Annotated in this window: 20 protein-coding genes; 12 read left to right on the forward strand and 8 right to left on the reverse strand. The window is 42.2% G+C overall.

What is annotated here, in order from left to right; all coding sequences use genetic code 11:
- Positions 1–40: 40 nt before the first annotated feature.
- Positions 41–421 (forward strand): kinase-associated lipoprotein B, encoded by a 381-nt coding sequence (locus A361_RS23510; RefSeq protein WP_009331647.1) that lies wholly within the window; start codon positions 41–43, stop codon positions 419–421.
- 39 nt (positions 422–460) lie between these two features.
- Here A361_RS23510 and kapD read toward each other — a convergent pair whose 3' ends face one another.
- Positions 461–1,081 (reverse strand): 3'-5' exonuclease KapD, encoded by a 621-nt coding sequence (gene kapD / locus A361_RS23515; RefSeq protein ID WP_009331648.1) that lies wholly within the window; start codon positions 1,079–1,081, stop codon positions 461–463.
- Between the two features lie 216 nt (positions 1,082–1,297).
- On the opposite strand from kapD, the gene A361_RS23520 reads away from it, so the two are divergent.
- The gene (locus A361_RS23520; RefSeq protein WP_236887930.1) at positions 1,298–3,133 is read left to right on the forward strand and encodes a transglycosylase domain-containing protein; all 1,836 of its coding nucleotides are present in this window, start codon (positions 1,298–1,300) and stop codon (positions 3,131–3,133) included.
- A gap of 48 nt (positions 3,134–3,181) precedes the next feature.
- On the opposite strand, the gene A361_RS23525 is transcribed toward A361_RS23520, so the two are convergent.
- Positions 3,182–3,739: a DUF5366 family protein gene (locus tag A361_RS23525; protein ID WP_009331650.1), complete on the reverse strand. Its 558-nt coding sequence runs from the start codon at positions 3,737–3,739 to the stop codon at positions 3,182–3,184.
- Positions 3,740–3,905: 166 nt separating this feature from the next.
- Between A361_RS23525 and A361_RS23530 the strand changes: the two genes are divergently transcribed.
- Complete coding sequence (locus A361_RS23530; RefSeq protein WP_019380054.1) at positions 3,906–4,448, forward strand: hypothetical protein; 543 nt, start codon at positions 3,906–3,908, stop codon at positions 4,446–4,448.
- 146 nt (positions 4,449–4,594) lie between these two features.
- Here A361_RS23530 and A361_RS23535 read toward each other — a convergent pair whose 3' ends face one another.
- Entirely contained in the window at positions 4,595–4,816 is a 222-nt protein-coding gene (locus tag A361_RS23535) for a hypothetical protein (protein WP_019380053.1), read from the reverse strand.
- 450 nt (positions 4,817–5,266) lie between these two features.
- Here A361_RS23535 and A361_RS23540 point away from each other — a divergent pair, with 450 nt between their 5' ends.
- From A361_RS23540 to mnhG, 7 genes are read left to right on the forward strand one after another with little or no spacing between them, the layout of a single operon-like run.
- Positions 5,267–7,669: a Na+/H+ antiporter subunit A gene (locus A361_RS23540; RefSeq protein ID WP_019380052.1), complete on the forward strand. Its 2,403-nt coding sequence runs from the start codon at positions 5,267–5,269 to the stop codon at positions 7,667–7,669.
- Positions 7,656–8,078 (forward strand): Na(+)/H(+) antiporter subunit B, encoded by a 423-nt coding sequence (locus tag A361_RS23545; protein ID WP_009331654.1) that lies wholly within the window; start codon positions 7,656–7,658, stop codon positions 8,076–8,078. The genes A361_RS23540 and A361_RS23545 overlap by 14 nt, the downstream gene beginning before the upstream one ends.
- Positions 8,078–8,416, forward strand: coding sequence for a Na(+)/H(+) antiporter subunit C (locus A361_RS23550; protein ID WP_009331655.1), 339 nt, complete (start codon positions 8,078–8,080; stop codon positions 8,414–8,416). Before A361_RS23545 ends, A361_RS23550 begins: the two co-directional genes overlap by 1 nt.
- Positions 8,409–9,902, forward strand: coding sequence for a Na+/H+ antiporter subunit D (locus A361_RS23555; RefSeq protein WP_019380051.1), 1,494 nt, complete (start codon positions 8,409–8,411; stop codon positions 9,900–9,902). The genes A361_RS23550 and A361_RS23555 overlap by 8 nt, the downstream gene beginning before the upstream one ends.
- Before the next feature lie 2 nt (positions 9,903–9,904).
- Positions 9,905–10,381 (forward strand): Na+/H+ antiporter subunit E, encoded by a 477-nt coding sequence (locus A361_RS23560; protein WP_009331657.1) that lies wholly within the window; start codon positions 9,905–9,907, stop codon positions 10,379–10,381.
- Positions 10,381–10,665, forward strand: coding sequence for a Na(+)/H(+) antiporter subunit F1 (locus A361_RS23565; protein ID WP_009331658.1), 285 nt, complete (start codon positions 10,381–10,383; stop codon positions 10,663–10,665). Before A361_RS23560 ends, A361_RS23565 begins: the two co-directional genes overlap by 1 nt.
- Positions 10,649–11,017, forward strand: a complete 369-nt coding sequence (gene mnhG, locus A361_RS23570; protein WP_009331659.1) for a monovalent cation/H(+) antiporter subunit G — start codon at positions 10,649–10,651, stop codon at positions 11,015–11,017. The genes A361_RS23565 and mnhG overlap by 17 nt, the downstream gene beginning before the upstream one ends.
- A gap of 41 nt (positions 11,018–11,058) precedes the next feature.
- On the opposite strand, the gene A361_RS23575 is transcribed toward mnhG, so the two are convergent.
- Positions 11,059–11,442, reverse strand: coding sequence for a hotdog fold thioesterase (locus A361_RS23575; protein WP_019380050.1), 384 nt, complete (start codon positions 11,440–11,442; stop codon positions 11,059–11,061).
- A gap of 107 nt (positions 11,443–11,549) precedes the next feature.
- Between A361_RS23575 and A361_RS23580 the strand changes: the two genes are divergently transcribed.
- The gene (locus A361_RS23580) at positions 11,550–11,732 is read left to right on the forward strand and encodes a hypothetical protein (RefSeq protein WP_009331661.1); all 183 of its coding nucleotides are present in this window, start codon (positions 11,550–11,552) and stop codon (positions 11,730–11,732) included.
- 37 nt (positions 11,733–11,769) lie between these two features.
- Here the strand turns inward: A361_RS23580 and A361_RS23585 are convergent, their stop codons facing one another.
- Positions 11,770–12,393: a DedA family protein gene (locus tag A361_RS23585; protein ID WP_009331662.1), complete on the reverse strand. Its 624-nt coding sequence runs from the start codon at positions 12,391–12,393 to the stop codon at positions 11,770–11,772.
- 234 nt (positions 12,394–12,627) lie between these two features.
- Between A361_RS23585 and A361_RS23590 the strand changes: the two genes are divergently transcribed.
- Positions 12,628–13,083, forward strand: coding sequence for a hypothetical protein (locus A361_RS23590; RefSeq protein ID WP_236887931.1), 456 nt, complete (start codon positions 12,628–12,630; stop codon positions 13,081–13,083).
- 46 nt (positions 13,084–13,129) lie between these two features.
- Here A361_RS23590 and A361_RS23595 read toward each other — a convergent pair whose 3' ends face one another.
- From A361_RS23595 to A361_RS23610, 3 genes are all read right to left on the reverse strand, one after another.
- Entirely contained in the window at positions 13,130–13,372 is a 243-nt protein-coding gene (locus A361_RS23595) for a hypothetical protein (protein ID WP_019380049.1), read from the reverse strand.
- 580 nt (positions 13,373–13,952) lie between these two features.
- Complete coding sequence (gene ald, locus A361_RS23605; protein ID WP_019380047.1) at positions 13,953–15,083, reverse strand: alanine dehydrogenase; 1,131 nt, start codon at positions 15,081–15,083, stop codon at positions 13,953–13,955.
- 116 nt (positions 15,084–15,199) lie between these two features.
- Positions 15,200–16,456 (reverse strand): PucR family transcriptional regulator, encoded by a 1,257-nt coding sequence (locus A361_RS23610; protein WP_019380046.1) that lies wholly within the window; start codon positions 16,454–16,456, stop codon positions 15,200–15,202.
- Between the last annotated feature and the right edge of the window lie 31 nt (positions 16,457–16,487).

A 16,487-nucleotide genomic window follows, 5' to 3' on the forward strand; every position in this document is an offset into this window, starting at 1 on the left:
TCATAATAGGGCTAAAGAAAAATGAAAAGGAGAGGTTAGATTGGCAGAAGTAAAGATCGGCGATAGAGTAACAGCCATCTATAAAACAGGCAAGTATATCGGGGAAGTTACAGACATCCGGCCACAGCATTACCTGGTCAGAGTGCTTGCGGTCTTAAAGCATCCAATGCAGGGCGACTTGCATAATCCTAAAGAGGCGGACGTGATGCTTTTCCATGAGCGCCGCGCGCTTGCATACAGAGAGCAGACCAATGTGCCTAAGCAGATGGTAAAGCCCTTTAGTGAAGAAATACCAGATTATAAGGATTCGCTGCAAATAGCTTTGGATAAAATGAGAACGGAGCTGGAAGGAGATTCTTCTCCCTGGGCAGAACAAAGCATAAGGAATCTTGACTCATTGGAAAAGGATTATTTTAAGTAAAATGAAAACAAGCCAAATCATTTTGATGGATTTGGCTTGTCAGGCAAATTTATTAAACAGTTTCGAGAAGTCCACCCGATCGCCAATAGTAGTAGGTTCCGGCTTCTGCAGATATTTCTTATCTTTTTCTACCAATCTGAAAATATTGTAAGTCGTTAAGGCATCATCCAAAGCCCGGTGATGTTTTCCTGTTCCTTCCTTGCCATATTCCTGAACGGCTTTCCATAATCCTGTCTGGTTTTGATCCCCGAAGAAACGCTTATATTCCATCGAAAGATCCACTTCCCTGCCTCTGAACGGAAAGTCAACTCCAGCGTGGGTACAATTATTTCTAAGCACCTTCATATCCATATTTCCCCACGTAACAATCGTGCATGGACGGTTTCTGTTCATATCTATCATTTTTTTCACGAGTTCAAGAAAATCGATGCCCTGGTCTACCTGTTCCTGTGTTATATGCAGAAAGGATTTGCAGCGCTCGGACAATTTCGGAAACCGGACGGGAGTTACATATGAAGAGAACTCTTCACAAACTTGATTGCCGATGACTGATACAATTCCCGCTTCGATAATTTCCGGAAAAAACCCTCTGAAAGCACTGCCTTTCTCAGGCATGGTAAACTCAAAATCAATAAATAGGTATTGGTGTTCCTCCCCCATGTTTTCACCTGCTTTCCATTAGAAATTCACGCACATAATTTCTTATATTATAGCATGAAATATTTCAATTTTCTGAGTAAATTGCATTTAAGCCGGAATTTTTCAGCAGCGTCTGCCTTCTTAAAAAAAGCTTAACTCCTCAGAAAAAAAGCCGAAAAATAGGATAGAAGTTTAAAATAACGGAGGCGGATTCCTTTGCGTTCCTGGTCTGGATTTATGATCATCATTCTCTTGCTTCCTATTTTTTCTTTACTGGTATTTGCTGTCTCTGCTGAATCGCAAAAGGTTCAGGGATTTCATGAGCTGCTGGATGAAAAGCTTGAAATAAAAGAAGTCAGCCTGCCCCAGACAAGTTATATTAAAGCAGGCAACGGCCAGGTAATCTCTGAAATGGATCATCCGGTAAACAGAATCAGCCTATCGTCAGGTGACATTTCCCCTTTTCTTAAGGATGTTTTTATCACAGCGGAGGACCAGCACTTTTATGACCATGCCGGATTCGATGTTGCTGCCATTGGACGTGCCCTGGCCATCAACATCCAATCGGATGATATTGAACAGGGGGCCAGCACCATTACCCAGCAGCTGGCTCGTAATATCTTTCTGAATCATGAACAATCCTATAACCGTAAGCTCAGTGAACTCCTATATGCATATGAACTGGAGAGGAAATTATCCAAAGAAAAAATTCTGGAATTGTATATTAACGCAATTTATTTCCATAATGGAGCTTACGGAATTGAGGCTGCTTCCCAGCTCTATTTTAAAAAAAGCGCCAAAGACCTGACCAAAGCTCAAGAAGCTTTTTTGGCTGCCATCCCAAACAACCCATCTTTATATGATCCTATGAAACACTTTAACCATACAAAAGAAAGGCAGGAGCGGCTGATTGATCAATTAAAGGAAGAGCAGCTGATTTCGCCTAAGGAAGCAGAGAAGATGAAAAGTGAACGGATTCAGCTTCAGGTCAAACAAAGAATAGATTTATATCCGGATTATGTTTCATATGTAGAAGCGGAGCTGCGTGAATTAATTTCTGTTAAAGAAGGCTATCAGGATAAGCTCCTAAAAGCAGGAGAGCAGGAAAAAGCATCATTGAGCGCCAAGCTTGATAAGAGAATATCCCAAATAATGGAGCAAGGCATAATCATTGAAACTGCCCTGAACCCTGCCCTTCAGGAAAAGGCTGCAAATTCCCTTAATAAGCGCCTGTCCTACAAGGATGTGGAAGGTGCAGCAGCCGTGATAGATAATGGATCACATGAAATAACAGCGCTTGCAGGCGGAAAGAATTATAAGAAATACAACTTTAATCGAGCTTTCCAGGCATACAGACAGCCCGGTTCCGCTATTAAGCCGCTGCTTGTTTATGCACCATACTTTGAGCACACCAGCGCAGCCATTCATGATCAAGTGAATGCAGGACCTTTCTGCAAAAATGGGTATTGCCCCCAGAATTATGGCGGTGCCCGCTATGGATCGACAACACTCGAAAAAGCCTTTATTTATTCGTATAATACACCTGCAGTAAGACTGCTGGACGACATTGGAATTGAAAATGGTTTTCGTGATTTAGATAAGTTTGGTTTTAAAAAGGTTACAGATAAGGATCATGCCCTTTCTGCAGCTATAGGAGGTTTTACATACGGGATGACACCGCTTGAACTCACATCAGCATATACTGTGTTTGCAAATGATGGTTATTACCAGCCGGCAAGAGCCATCCGTAAAATCACTAACCTGAAAGGAAAATTGCTTTATAGCTGGGATGATTCTAAAACGCAGGTTTGGAGCGAAAAAACGATAGAAAAAGTGAGGAATTTAATGGCCAGGACCGTTCAATCCGGCACTGCACGGAAAGCACGTCTGCCAATTGGATATGCCGGCGGCAAAACAGGAACCACTAATGGCTATCATGATTTCTGGTTTGTGGGCTTGACTGGCCAGTATACAGCAGGTGTCTGGGTTGGAAAGGATCGGCCCGGAAATCTGGCTTCTATCGAATCGGCTTCTCCCCAGCTGCTGATTTGGAAGGATATAATGTCTGATTAAAATGATATGTTTACTTTAAAGGAGGCCCTTTACTGCGGCCTCCTTTTACTATATCGGCAGACTTGCCATGATGCTGTTGTGTATTTTCAAAGAAAGATAGAGTATTCCTGTTAAAAGAGAAGACCAGACCATAACCTGAAAAAAAATCACACCAGCAATGCCGGATGCAGTCAATGAAGAACTGGCTTTATAAACAAAGTAACTGAAATAAATAAAGGTAGCGGCCGCAAAAAGGATGGCAATCCCGATATAACTGAATAAACTCAGAAGCGACAAAGCGCCTCCAATAAAATAGATGGCCGAACCTTGCCTCGACTTTGTCAGACTTTCCCCTTCCAGATCTTTAGAAAAGAACAGAAGTGACAGTCCATTGATCGTATCTGCCACCAATTTCAAGGCTGCAAACACCATAAAAAAAAGGACCAGGAGGAGGACCGTCAGTGACAGCTTTACGCCGCCTTCTGAAAAGAACTCTAGCATCCCCTGGAAAATTCCTGTCTTTTTCAGAAAATAAACTAATTCCATCTGGGTTTTTAATGCCAGAGAAGTACTAAACAAAATAATCGCCAAAAGCGGAAAATAACTCGTCAGATATGTATTTTTCATTTTTCCCCATCCATATTTGTCTTTCTTTACTCTAGCTATCTATTATCAGTGATTTTCATAATTTTTACAACAGCTTATCCCTTCTGTATATTTTAGTGTTTCCTAGCATAGACATAAACCATATTCTAGTAAATCTTGCATTAAATAGAGAAAAAGGGGGAAGGAAATGAAAAAAGGAATATGCTGTTTTTTGTTTGCCGTATTGCTGTCAGTTCAGTACCTTATGCCTGCAAAAGCTGCTGATGCTGAAAAAGAGTTCGAGGACATACTTGAAGAACAGCTTCGCAGCACTATCCATTATTACAGCGAAGACTCCTTTTCAGTCATTGATGCATACGGGATGCAGGGGCAAGTAACAAAGATTGTTACACCTGATGACCCGCAAACATCAGAAAATGAAGAGGAAACTGAAGAATATTCATCTCACATTGGCATTGTTTTTTTGGAATTAGAACAAAAAAGAGATGGCTTATTTATTTTTAAGAAAAAAGATTTCTTTTACTATGATTATGACAAAAATGAATTCCTGACAGCATCCAATGTGCTCGGCAATGAATCAATCAGGGATTTTTTTGAAATGTATGCGGACGATATTGAAAAAAATATTACGCCCTTCTCCAAATTTCTCTTCTTATTCTTTCTTTCCTTCATCATTACGGTCCCTCTATTCATCATGATTTTTCATAACCGCGGCCAAAGTAAACTTTAAAACAGCAGTAAGAGAGGATGAGCCATTTCTCATCCTCTTCTTGTTGTCTGGCTTCAAAAGGAACGCTTAGCCAGCTTTATCATCGCACTACTAAAAGCGGCAGCTTTTGGGAGGAGCGCCTGCCCCTCGAGGGGAGTCCGCTTTTCTTATGATGCTGTCTGTATCCTCACATATTCTCTCGGTTCAAACACCTTCAGCTTTTGCTTATTTTCAGCTTCCATTTCGTAATTTGCCGGTAATAATTCGACCACTTCTTCTTCGTCTGCCGGAATATAGAATTCCCTTTTGGTTTGGTGGTCCAATATCCAGGCGCCTGCAAACAGAAGGGCAAAGATTGTAATGGCTGCTGAAATTTTATGCTTAATCATACACAACACCACCTATGAGTAGTGTGCGTAAATTAATGTTTTTTTATACAAAAATGCTGTTTTGGGAGACATTTTTTCAAAAAAATTTTTCCTGATTAATTCGTGTTTCTACCTATTTAATAAGAATGGATAAATCCTTTACTGATAAGGGTTTGAAGAATGCACAGACTTTATTTTTAGGTTATAATTTGTTCTGAGGTGCATGAGCGGATAGTAATGATGATTATGGCACGCCTGTCTTGCCTCCCTTGGCTGGATAATATGGGGGAAGGTGGAAAAACTTTTATTAAGCGCTTTACGTATTGCGAAAAAAGTTTTATACATGCTGCGGAGGAAAAATACAGTTTTCTAAATATACTGAACTGTTAGAAGCCATATAGCCGCTACATCAAGCTGCATACTAGGATACTTTTTCGAGTAACAACAATTAATTTAAAAGGGGGTAATGTTTTGTCTCTGCTTCACCTGGCAATAATTTCACCATTTTTGCTTGCCATCCTTGTGCCTATTGCGTACAAGCTGTTTAGGCAGATACATACGGGTTGGTTCGTACTTCCTCTGCCAATCCTTTTATTCAGTTATTTTATCTCTTATTTATCCATCACCTCCAATCAGCAATCCGTCACAAAATCTTTTGCATGGATTCCCGCTCTTGGGATCGATTTCACGGCAAAAGTAGACGGACTTGGTTTGCTTTTTGCTTTGCTGATCACCGGAATAGGAGCCTTAGTTGTTCTGTATTCCATCTATTACTTGGATAAAAACAAAGAAAAACTGAACACCTTCTATGTTTACTTGCTTCTATTTATGGGGGCTATGCTGGGAGTTGTCCTTTCGGATAACTTGATTGTGCTTTATACTTTCTGGGAATTTACGAGCTTTTCTTCATTCCTGCTAATCGGGTACTGGTACCACAGAGAGAAATCAAGATATGGTGCACAGAAGTCGATGATCATCACGGTTTTCGGCGGTCTTTCTATGCTTGGAGGCATCATACTTCTTTATATGATGACTGGTACTTTCAGCATTTCCGAAATTATTGCTCAATCAGATGAGATATTTTCACATGCATTATTTGTTCCTGCTTTGCTTTGCATTTTGCTTGGGGCCTTTACCAAGTCTGCACAATTTCCATTTCACATCTGGCTGCCGGATGCCATGGAAGCTCCAACACCTGTCAGCGCATATCTTCATTCGGCAACAATGGTTAAAGCAGGCATTTATTTAGTTGCACGTATGAGTCCGGTATTTGCGGAGCACTCGCTCTGGCTCTGGCTCATTGCAGGATTTGGCATTACAACATTATTCTGGGGTTCCTTCTCAGCTGTCAAACAGACTGACCTTAAAGCCATCCTGGCTTTCTCAACGGTCAGCCAGCTGGGGATGATCATGTCCCTTCTCGGCATTGGTGCTGCAGCACTTCACTTCGAAACAGTAGAAGACAGTATTTATACGGTTGCCACTACAGCTGCTGTCTTTCATTTGATTAACCATGCCACTTTTAAAGGAAGTCTATTTATGGTAGCTGGAATCGTAGACCATGAAACCGGCACCCGTGATATCCGCAAGCTTGGCGGTCTGATGAACTTTATGCCGATTACTTTTACTTTGGCGGTCATCGGGACATTTTCTATGGCCGGGCTTCCGCCTTTTAATGGGTTCTTAAGTAAAGAAATGTTCTTCACAGGAATGGTCCGTGTTCTGGAAATGGATATATTAAATTTGGATACATGGGGATTCTTGTTCCCTGTTCTTGCCTGGGTGGCAAGTGTATTCACGTTCATTTACAGCATGATTCTTGTATTCAAAACGTTCACAGGCAAGTTCCAGCCTGAACAATTAGAAAAGAAACCGCACGAAGCTCCAATCGGTATGCTAATATCACCCATTATCCTGGCTTCACTAGTGATCATTATCGGTTTCTTCCCTAATATTATTTCAAACACGCTCATCTCTCCTGCACAGGCCGCCATCATGCCTGTTGAAGGGTATGTGTATGATACTCATATATACTTCTGGCATGGATTTACGCCTGAATTGTTTATGACATTGGGTGTTATTACATTGGGAATTCTGCTTTTTGTCACTCTGCCGAAGTGGAGAAGTGTGTATAATCTTTTCCCTGAGAAATTGGCGCTAAATCGTTTTTACGATTCTATGCTGGAAGTATCACAGAGGGCTTCCTTCAACTTAACAAGATTATATATGAACGGATTCATCAGAACCTATCTTGTGTATATTTTTTCATTTTTCATTGTAGCTTTGGCTACCACACTGGTTCTGAAAGATGCGTTTAAATTTGACACGGAGCATGTGGCCGACATCCATTATGCGGAGGTTCTGCTGGCATTAGTCATCGCTGCTGCATCTGTTTCCATTCTTTTTGTAAAATCCAGAATGACATCCATCATTCTGCTGGGGGCAGTCGGATATACCGTTTCATTGTTCTTTGTTATTTTCCGTGCTCCTGACCTTGCATTAACACAGCTTGTAATCGAGACTATTTCTGTCTCTTTATTCCTGCTTGCTTTCTACCATCTGCCTAAGCTTCGGCATGAGGAGCGGATGAGATTTAAAATGACGAATGCCCTTATTTCTGTCGGGGTGGGTGCGATTGTCACGCTGATTGCCCTATCTGCCCACAGCAATAAGATGTTTCCTTCCATTGCGCAATATTACGTCGAGAATACGTATAAGGAAGCAGCCGGGAAAAACATGGTAAACGTAATACTTGTTGATTTCCGGGGCTTTGATACCATGTTTGAAATTACGGTTCTCGGAATTGCAGCCCTTGGAATTTTCGCTATGATTAAACTTCGCCTGGAAGGAGGAAAGAAAAATGAAAACAAATGATATTATTCTGCAGACCGCTACGAAAGTAGTTTTGTTTCTCATTGTTCTTTTCTCTATCCATATCTTTTTTGCCGGTCATTATACACCGGGGGGCGGATTCGTCGGCGGTTTGCTGACATCGGGGGCAATCGTTCTGCTGCTGCTGGCTTTTGACATGAAAACTGTCTCAAAAATCCTTCCTGTCAATTATATTCACATGATTGCAGTTGGACTGCTATTTGCAATTGGTACAGGGGCGGGAGCATTGCTATTTAATGTCCCTTTCCTTACCCATGCTTTTGGACATGTTGACTTGCCAGTCCTGGGGGACACTTCCCTCCATACAGCTACACTGTTTGACCTGGGTGTTTTTCTGGTTGTTGTTGGCGTTACGATGACCATTATTCAAACGATAGGGGAGGATGAATAATGGAAATATTAATGGCTTTCGTAATTGGTATTTTATTTATGTCAGCTACTTATCTCATGCTGTCAAAAAGCTTGCTTCGCATTATTGTCGGAACCGGTCTTTTAAGTCATGGGGCACATATGCTGATATTAACGATGGGCGGTTTAAAAACAGGATCTGCCCCGCTGCTGGGCGAAAAAGCACCCTATACCGATCCGATTCCCCAGGCTCTTATCCTGACGGCAATTGTAATCAGCTTCGGGGTCACTGCGTTTTTCCTTGTACTGGCATACCGTGCCTACCAGGAGCTTGGCACTGATAATATGGATCGAATGAGAGGAACTGAAGGAAATGATTAACTTTTTAATATTGCCCATCCTGATCCCTTTAGTTACGGGTGTCCTTCTCATCTTCGCCGCTAAGAGAATTATGCTGCAAAGGTGGATTGCAGGCATTTCATCAGTGATTGCAATCATTTTTTCTGCCTTGCTGGTTCAGAAGGTTCGAGTTGACGGGATACAAACGCTGGATGTTTCAAGCTGGGAGGCTCCGTTTGGGATCACGCTTGTTTCTGACATGATGTCAGCTCTGCTGGTGCTGACAACCAGTATAATAGCATTTCTATGCTTGATTTATTCATTTTGGAGCATTGGGGAAGCCAGAGAGAAGTTTTACTATTATGCTGCCTTCAACTTTTTAATTGTTGGCGTGAACGGTGCGTTTACAACAGGAGATATCTTCAACCTTTTCGTATTTTTTGAGGTTATGCTGATGGCTTCCTATGTATTGCTTGTACTGGGAGGAAAGAAGGCACAGCTTAGGGAGTCCATTAAATATATCCTTGTAAACGTTATATCTTCCGCTCTGTTTGTTATAGCTGTAGCCTACCTTTATTCCGTTGTTGGAACACTCAATATGGCGCATATATCCGTCCGCATCAGCGAAGCCAGCCAAGGGAATCCCCCTGGAATCATTACAGTGATTGCTGTGCTGTTTTTAATCGTATTTGGATTGAAAGGAGCCATTTTTCCTTTATATTTCTGGATGCCGGGCTCTTACTATGCGCCGCCTGCTCCTGTTTTGGCTTTATTCGGAGCGCTGCTGACAAAAGTCGGAGTTTACTCCATTACAAGAACCTATACGTTGTTCTTTTATCATGATACTGGCTTTACCCATCAGCTCTTGAGCTTTTTGGCGGTTATGTCGATCATCGCCGGAGTCATTGGAGCAATTGCCTACTGGGATATTAAGAAAATTATCATCTACAATATCATTATTGCTGTAGGGGCGATTTTGTTTGGAGTATCAGCGATGACGACTGATTCCCTTACCGGGTCCATCTTCTATTTGATTCATGATATGATTATTAAGGCGGCTCTATTTTTACTTGCCGGCATCGTTATAGCGATAGCCGGTACAAGCAACCTGCATAAGATAAGCGGGTTGATCAAGCGCTATCCTGGTCTGGGCTGGACCTTTTTCATCGCAGCGCTTGCTCTTGCGGGAATCCCGCCGTTAAGCGGATTTGTTGGAAAGCTTCTAATTGTTAAAGGCGGTTTCGAAGCAGAACATTACTGGGGAGCAGGGATTGTTTTAATGTCCAGTCTTCTTGTGCTGTTCTCAATCATGAAAGTCTTCATTAATGGCTTTTGGGGTACACCTCGCGCCTATAAAGGGGAAGACAAAGTACCTGTCGGCAAAATGATGATTGCCCCGGTTATCCTTGTTGTCATTGCCGTTTTCTACGGAGCCGGCTCGGAGTATGTTTATCCGTATATCTTACAGGCTGCTGAAACTCTTGCAAATCCAGAAATATATATTGAAGCAGTTTTAAAGGAGTATTGAGTATGGCATTTCAAATATTATTAAATGTGTTCCTTGGGTTTATGTGGATGTTTTTAACAGGATCATACGAACCGGTTGCGTTCCTTAAAGGATACCTTTTTGGCCTGCTCATCATCTTTACTTTCAGAAGATTTTTCGATTCACGCTTTTATCTATTAAGAGTTGTGGCGGTAATCAATCTTTTGTTTCTTTTCATCAAAGAGCTTATCTTAGCGAACATCGGGGTGCTCAAAGTATTGTTAAGACCCAAGCTTGATATGCGGCCAGGCATTTTTGCCTACCCCACTGTCCTAAAAAAGGACTGGGAAATTACAGTACTATCGAATTTGATCACACTGACTCCGGGGACATTGGTTGTAGACGTTTCCCCGGATAATAAGATTCTTTACATTCATGCAATTGATATTGAAGATGCAGAGGAAACCATTGATTCAATCAGGAACTCGTTTGAAAAAGCAATCTTGGAGGTGAGCCGGTAATGCTGAATACTATTGTTCTAAGTGCCATCCTTATCATTTCGGCTGCCACCATCGGTTTGATTTACAGAGTGATAAAAGGGCCGACCACACCAGACCGTGTGGTTGCACTTGATGCTATTGGCATAAATCTTGTTGCAATTGTTGCATTGATTTCTATCGCCCTTAATACAAGTGCGTTTGTGGAGGTTATCCTTCTGATCGGGATCCTTGCCTTTATAGGGACCGTAGCCTTCTCTAAATATCTGGAGAAGGGGGTTATTATCGAAAATGAACGAGATCGCTAATATTGTCATTATTGTGCTGATTATTTTGGGAGCCTTTTTAAGCCTTGTCGCAGCATATGGTGTTATCAGGCTTCCTGATATCTATACCAGGAACCATGCCGCATCAAAGTCCGCTACACTGGGGGTTATGTCCATTCTGCTCGGAGCCCTGCTGTTCTTTTATGTTAAAGATGGCTTTTTCAATTCCAGAGTGCTGCTCGGAATTATATTCATCTTCATGACTTCACCTGTAGCCGGGCATTTAATTGCCCGGGCAGCTTATAACTCCGGTGTAGAGCTATGGGATAAAAGTGTACAGGATGACTTAAAAGATGCACCACATATGAAAAAGGCAGGCAGCAAGGAACAATAAATGGAAAACCGCAAGAAATCCTCTTGCGGTTTTGTTATTTTTTATTTTCTTTTTATTACGGCCATTGTGCATCTGGATGTGCATATCAGCTTGTCATTTTCATCCGTTATTTTGATATCCCATACCATTGTGGTTCTTCCCTGATGCAGCACTGTTGCGACAGCCGTTACAATTCCATCCTTTTTAGCACGTATATGGTTGGCATTGATTTCAAGCCCTGCAACAGATTCCGCTTCTTTATCGCAAAGTTCAAAAGCTCCTATGCTTGCAACAGTTTCCGCAAGGGCGACAGACGCCCCTCCATGCAGCAGGCCAAACGGCTGGCGGGTGCGTTCATCAACAGGCATGGTAGCAACTACACGGCCCTTTTCAAGTGACACAATTTCCATTCCGAGTGTTTCGATTAATGTATCTTTCAACTCCATTCCCCTATCCCCTTTCCATATGTAAAATGTTGTCATACTATACTTCATTATATAAGAACAAACTATGTATGTCCTGTAGGACAATCAAAAAATAAGAGGTGACCGTCATGAATCGCGTTCGCGAAGGATTAATTCCAACTGTTCTCGGCACCGCTGTTACTGCGGCTGGATATGCAATGAAACAAAACCGCAGAACCAATAACATGTTATCAGATACCATCGTTGGTTTCGGGCTCGCCCATATTGTACTGGGAGCCATCGACCTGGTAGAGCACCGCAATCAGTATTAAATAAAAAAAGGCAGCTTTCCAGGCTGCCTTTTTATATTTAAAGTCCCAACCCCTGATCATGCAGTTTTTCTTGCTCCTTCCCGCGCTTTCTTCTGGTGAAGCGAAAAATGAGGAAGAGCAAAGTCAAGCCTGCCAGGCTAAGCAGTAATTCTTTTTCATGTTTGATGATGGCATCAATATGATCTCCAAATACATAGCCGATCGTAAAAGTCACAGACAGCCATAACAGGGCGCCGCTATATGCAAACAAAGCGAATTTTTTAAATGGCAATTTACTGAAGCCGTATAAGAAAGGGAGGAAATTTCTGATACCCGGAACAAAATAACTGAAGGAGAGGGAAAAGGCATGATACTTCTCCATTAGTTTTAAAGAAGCATCAATCGTTTTAGACATTCTTTTACTTTTTTGAAAGTATTTCAGCAATGGCCTGCCGATCAAACGTCCGATTGTATAACAGGTTGACAGTGCAGCCAGGATGCCAAGATAAATGACAATGAAAGCAAGCACAGGGTGAAGTGTTTTTAAAGAGGAAGAAAGTCCAACAGTCATCACGATCAATTCATTTGGCACAGGAAAAATAAAGACCCCTACCCAAAGCCAAAGAAACAGCCCCAAATATCCGTTATTCTCAATAATTTCCAATATCAGTTCCAGTTCCATCCGGGGCCTCCCATCTATGTAAGCAGTGCTCACTTATTTATATTCATTACACTAATATATTCTTCATGCGGTTCTTTTACCCCTTTTCTAATTAGATCAATCCTTATAAAAATTGCCTTTCTAATGCACCTTATGCAAACCCATTTTATCTATGCAGGGTGCAAGCCACATTTTTGCGAGAAAGCATTTCATTTTGTTTTCTCATAGGAAAAGCCTTCGTTTCATATATTGGGAATGCGTGCATTAATTATTAATCGAAAGGGGCAGATCCGGATGTACCCCTATTATTATTTTCGCTACCCAAAGCCTGGATACAACCCTCAGCTTCAAAACTGCTGGAATTATCCGCATGCATATCAGTCTTATTATCATCCTGTCCATTTCTATAGAACCTTTCCAGCTGTCGATCCTCAAATGTTCATGAGCTCCGCTAAAAAAATGGAAGTCCTCATGAGGGACGCCAGTACATTGCTTGTAAATATGGCAGAGTCAAAAAAGTTTTCTTATGAACTGATGTCAGCCGCTCAGCAGTCAAAAAAGGATGCAGTCGAAAAAATGATAAAATCAACAGGAATTTCCCAAATTCCTGCGGTGTCCTATACACCTGACGGGCTCAGCCTCCATTTCGAGTCTGATAAGGAGGATTCCCAGAAATGCTGTGATCTTACATTAAAGCTGAGATGGATGTAAGAAAACATAAATAAAAAAGCTCTCAATCAAGAGAGCTTTTACCTGTTCAGCGATAATAAGGGTTTCCATATGGTCCATAGCCAGGGTATCCGCCTCCGCCATAAGGAGCATATGGTGCAGCTGGCGGGCCATAGAATGGCGGCGGAGGGCCGTAAAATGGACGGGGAGCAAATAATGCTGCTCCCAGCCCCCCTCCCAGGAAACCGCCGAGCAGGCCGCCGACAAAAGGAGCTCCTAAAAAGAAGAACCTTTCGCCCCCGTTTCTATATGGGCCTCTATAATAATACATGCAGGGTAACCTCCTTAATTTTCAATGCCTTCTCTATTTAATATGCAGATGTCCGCATTTTGAGTGGGCTACTAGAAATGCGGAAGCGCCTTGCCCACCCCCGACAAGCACAAGACCGGCCTCACGGAAAGGCGTCCTTTGCCTTTTTGGGAGGATTGGCTTGTGACCTCGAGGGGGTAGGCGCTGGAGCTGGAGAGCATTAGAAAAGCGGAAGGCGCCCGCTTTTAAAGGAACGCAGACTAAAACCTCCACGTCCTGTGGCAACGTCTGCATGACCCGCATCCTGCGGGCCTCAAGCATAAGACGAGCCGGTTAAAAGGCTGTTCTTTAACCTTTTGGACGGATTGAAGAAATGTTGAGGCGACTGCCCAGGGACGTCTAGCATAAGACGGCCCCTGTAAGAAGGGGTTTTTTCCTTCTGAAAGGAAACGGCTTATGACCCCGAGTCCCTAGGAGCCGAAACTAGACAAGCTTGTGACCTCGAGGGGGTAGGCGCTGGAGCTGGACAGCATTAGAAAAGCGGAAGGAGCCTTGGTAAAACAAAATCCCCTTAGCCTTTTGGCCAAGGGGATTTGATCTATTAGTTAGCTGCTTTTACTTTAGCAAATGCATCTTCGACAGAAACATACTCATAGCCAAGATCTTTCGCAACCGCTGGATATGTGATGCTGCCGTTTACGACGTTAACGCCAAGCTTAAGTGCTGCATTGTCTTCAATAGCTTTAACAACACCTTTGTTTGCAATCTGCAGTGCGTAATTGATTGTAACGTTTGTAAGAGCAATTGTAGATGTTCTTGGAACGGCACCAGGCATGTTTGCAACAGCATAGTGAACAACGCCATGCTTATCGTAAGTTGGGTTATCATGAGTTGTAATATGATCAACTGTTTCGAAAATACCGCCTTGGTCAATCGCCACGTCAACAACTACTGAACCAGGCTTCATTGTTTTAATCATTTCTTCCGTTACAAGCTTAGGCGCTTTAGCTCCTGGGATTAGAACCGCACCAATTACCAGGTCAGCATCTTTAACAGCTTGTGCAATGTTGAAAGGATTAGACATTAAAGTTTGGATGCTGTTTCCGAAGATATCGTCAAGCTGACGCAGACGCTCTGGGCTTAAGTCGATGATCGTAACTTGCGCGCCAAGCCCGATTGCCATTTTCGCTGCGTTGATTCCAACTACACCGCCGCCAATGATGGTAACTTTCCCGCGTGAAACGCCTGGAACACCTGCCAGAAGAATACCCATTCCGCCATTTGTCTTCTGAAGGAATTGAGCTCCAATCTGAGCAGACATGCGTCCTGCTACTTCACTCATTGGAGTAAGAAGAGGCAATGTACGGTTCACTTCTACGGTTTCATACGCAATAGCTGTAACACCTTTTTCAGTTAATGCTTTTGCAAGCTCAGGCTCTGCTGCAAGGTGAAGGTATGTGAAAAGAACCAAACCTTCACGGAAATAACCATACTCAGAAGCTAGAGGCTCTTTAACCTTCATAACCATTTCAGCATTCCATGCCTCTGCAGCTGTATCTACGATAACAGCTCCTACTTCTGTATAATCTTCATTTGTGAAACCGCTTCCAATACCTGCGTCAATTTCTACAAGTACTTTATGTCCGGCTTTTACTAATGCATCAACGCTTGCTGGTGTCGCAGCAACACGATTTTCGTTATTTTTAATCTCTTTAGGTACTCCAATAATCATGGAAAAATCCCCTTTCAATCTATCAAATTGATATTTACTATTGTCAGTATAATAATTTTAGTAAAGCGCTGTCATTGTTGAATTGGTAAAATAAAAGAGCCTCCATTTGTGGAAATCTACAAATGGGGGCTCTTCTTTTCGATTCTCCGGATTTTAAGTTCAAGATATAAAGAAAGTTTTGTATTTGTATTCTTCAGATCCACTTCCCCGATATCGGTTATCCTCTTTAAGCGATAATTCAATGTATTCATATGGATATGCAGCTTTTTAGCTGTTTCATTCACATTGCTGTCATGATCAATAAAGGCTTCCAGAGTAGCCAGCAGATTGGTCCGATGCTCAAGATCATATTTTTTAAGCTTTTCGATAGCCGGATGCTCATATGGTTCCAGCCGTTTCTTTTCGAGTATGGCATCAAGATAGCGAAAAATGCCAAGCTGCTGATAGCTATAAACATGATGAATCTCTTCGGGAAATTGTTCTTTAAGGCGCAGGACCTGCAGTGCCTCCTGATAGCTTTTTTCAACTTTTTCATAGTGTTGATAAGTTGTTCCAGTTGCCCCGCTAATATGACCAATGCTAAACCGCGTATTCATTTGATCGATGAAAAAATGGATAAATTCTATAAAAGCACTTTCAGAAAAAGCAGGATCTGGAGGCGCTGCCAGAATAATAAATTCATTTCCCATCGCTGCATGAAAGGTTATATGAACCTTTTGGCTCGTCGTGATCAGATAAATGATATTTTGTTCTATTTTAGAGGTAACTTCTTCTTTAAACCTAAAGACAAGTACAGCAAACGGCGATGGCGGTTTAATGCTTAACTCCTCAAACCTTTCTGCAATTTCATCATGGCTTTGGAAATGGCCGGTTAACAGCTCCCAGAAAAAATCCCGGTATCCCTCAGCTCTTTTTTTCTTTTGGGCGTTTAATCTAAGCATTTCCGTCCTTGCAGACTGTGCAGCAAGCTTAAGCAGGTTCAGCTTGCTTTCTGTCAAGAGGGTTTCTTCTTCAACTGCCCATATGTAGCCTAATACTTCATTATGATTGCGTATGGAAATGGCTACCCGATTTCCAAGTCCTATTTCCTTTATTTCAGGGATTCTAAGCGGTTCTCCGCTTTGCATCAGCTGCGGAATCACACGTTCCTTCCATAAACGATTAATCACTTTTTCAGGAACCTTTCTGCTGATAATCGTTGCGATTCTTGCAGTATCTGTCTGGTCATCATGTGTACTGTAGGCCAGCAGGCGATGGTTAACATCTTCTATTGTAACAGGGCATTCCAGGACATCGCGGATCTTATCTACCAATTCCTCCAGATCACTGAATGCCCTCTTAAACGGATCTTTTTCCATTTTATCATCACCCAATCGTAAAACTCCTTTGAACGGCAATTCACTT

The sequence above is a fragment of the Cytobacillus oceanisediminis 2691 genome (genome assembly GCF_000294775.2).
In the GTDB taxonomy this organism is placed as follows: Bacteria; Bacillota; Bacilli; order Bacillales; family Cytobacillaceae; genus Cytobacillus; species Cytobacillus pseudoceanisediminis.

Coding starts and splice junctions, on each gene's coding strand:
- A361_RS23535 (WP_019380053.1), bottom strand. CDS start 4,816: ATGATTAAGCATAAAATTTCAGCAGCCATTACAATCTTTGCCCTTCTG.
- A361_RS23595 (WP_019380049.1), bottom strand. CDS start 13,372: ATGTATTATTATAGAGGCCCATATAGAAACGGGGGCGAAAGGTTCTTC.
- ald (WP_019380047.1), bottom strand. CDS start 15,083: ATGATTATTGGAGTACCTAAAGAGATTAAAAATAACGAAAATCGTGTT.
- A361_RS23525 (WP_009331650.1), bottom strand. CDS start 3,739: ATGAAAAATACATATCTGACGAGTTATTTTCCGCTTTTGGCGATTATT.
- A361_RS23560 (WP_009331657.1), top strand. CDS start 9,905: ATGGCATTTCAAATATTATTAAATGTGTTCCTTGGGTTTATGTGGATG.
- A361_RS23590 (WP_236887931.1), top strand. CDS start 12,628: ATGCGTGCATTAATTATTAATCGAAAGGGGCAGATCCGGATGTACCCC.
- mnhG (WP_009331659.1), top strand. CDS start 10,649: ATGAACGAGATCGCTAATATTGTCATTATTGTGCTGATTATTTTGGGA.
- A361_RS23520 (WP_236887930.1), top strand. CDS start 1,298: ATGATCATCATTCTCTTGCTTCCTATTTTTTCTTTACTGGTATTTGCT.
- A361_RS23545 (WP_009331654.1), top strand. CDS start 7,656: ATGAAAACAAATGATATTATTCTGCAGACCGCTACGAAAGTAGTTTTG.
- A361_RS23550 (WP_009331655.1), top strand. CDS start 8,078: ATGGAAATATTAATGGCTTTCGTAATTGGTATTTTATTTATGTCAGCT.
- kapD (WP_009331648.1), bottom strand. CDS start 1,081: ATGGGGGAGGAACACCAATACCTATTTATTGATTTTGAGTTTACCATG.
- A361_RS23565 (WP_009331658.1), top strand. CDS start 10,381: ATGCTGAATACTATTGTTCTAAGTGCCATCCTTATCATTTCGGCTGCC.
- A361_RS23575 (WP_019380050.1), bottom strand. CDS start 11,442: ATGGAGTTGAAAGATACATTAATCGAAACACTCGGAATGGAAATTGTG.
- A361_RS23555 (WP_019380051.1), top strand. CDS start 8,409: ATGATTAACTTTTTAATATTGCCCATCCTGATCCCTTTAGTTACGGGT.
- A361_RS23580 (WP_009331661.1), top strand. CDS start 11,550: ATGAATCGCGTTCGCGAAGGATTAATTCCAACTGTTCTCGGCACCGCT.
- A361_RS23585 (WP_009331662.1), bottom strand. CDS start 12,393: ATGGAACTGGAACTGATATTGGAAATTATTGAGAATAACGGATATTTG.
- A361_RS23530 (WP_019380054.1), top strand. CDS start 3,906: ATGAAAAAAGGAATATGCTGTTTTTTGTTTGCCGTATTGCTGTCAGTT.